General features: G+C 73.1%; 1 protein-coding gene and 1 pseudogene. Both read right to left on the bottom strand.

All coding sequences use genetic code 11. From position 1 onward, the window contains the following. Positions 1-700, bottom strand: a pseudogene (locus AB0H32_RS48440) (maltokinase); the annotation flags it as partial. A gap of 31 nt (positions 701-731) precedes the next feature. Further along, a partial coding sequence (locus AB0H32_RS48445) for an alpha-glucosidase C-terminal domain-containing protein (RefSeq protein WP_361136171.1) occupies positions 732-1,065 on the bottom strand: 334 nt, incomplete at its 5' end.

Below are 1,065 nucleotides of genomic sequence, written 5' to 3' on the forward strand. Positions count from 1 at the left end.
CGGCGGCGGCCGGCCGCACCGGCCGCAGCACACCCCCCGTGGCCGGGCGCGGGGCGGTCGTGGTCCACCCGGCGACCGGGGCCGGCCCCCGGGCGCACCCCTGTGCGGCCAGCGCGCCCGGCACCTCCAGATCCGGATTGATGCCCGGCTGGATGCGGCGGAAGACCTTCAGGATGTACGCGTCGCCGTAGACGATCGACGAGTTGGACTGCTCGGCGTCCAGCAGCCGGGGCGGGAGCCCGCCGGGCAGGCGGACACCCGGGGCCGCCTCGAAGCAGAGCGGCCCCGCCGAGCCGGGGTGCCGCATCCGCTCCAGGAGCAGATGGGCGGAGCGCGGGTCGTACAGCGCGTCGTAGACCGCCAGACCGGCCAGCGGGCCCTCCTCGACGCGGCCGATGAACGCCCGCTCCAGACGCGGGGCGAGGTGCTCGCGCACACCGAGCAGCAGCTGGTAGCAGTCGCCGGGCGGGGGAGTGCCGCCCGGGGTGGGCACCGGCGCGTGCGAGGCGTGGACCAGCAGGTGCAGACACCCCGGGAACAGCTCGGCCATGGACAGTACCGACAGATCGGTGACGGGCCGGTCCTTGCCCGCGAACCAGCGCTGCTCGGGCAGCCAGTCGCGCAGCAGCCCGTTCAGCGAGGCCGGCGGCCGGTCGGTGCCGGCCACCGTCCTCGGCCGGGGCGTGATGGTCTTCGGCATGGTGACGCGTCCTTTCCTCGGCGCCGGGAGATCAGCGGCGGCCGATGCGGGATGCGACTCGGGTGAGCCGGAACCAGTAGAAGCCGTGGCCCGCGAGGGTCAGCAGGTACGGCAGTTCACCGATGGCCGGGAAACGCACCCCGCCGATCAGCTCGACGGGGTGGCGTCCGTCGTAGACCCGCAGATCGAGCTCGGTGGGCTGCGCGAACCGCGAGAAGTTGTGCACGCACAGCACCAGGTCGTCCTCGTACTCGCGCAGGAAGGCGAGCACCGCCGGGTTGGAGGACTGCAGTTCGGTGTAGGACCCCAGTCCGAAGGCAGGATTCTGCTTGCGGATCTCGATCATGCGGCGGGTCCAGTGCAGC

Source organism: Streptomyces sp. NPDC020362 (assembly GCF_040642095.1).
In the GTDB taxonomy this organism is placed as follows: Bacteria; Actinomycetota; Actinomycetes; order Streptomycetales; family Streptomycetaceae; genus Streptomyces.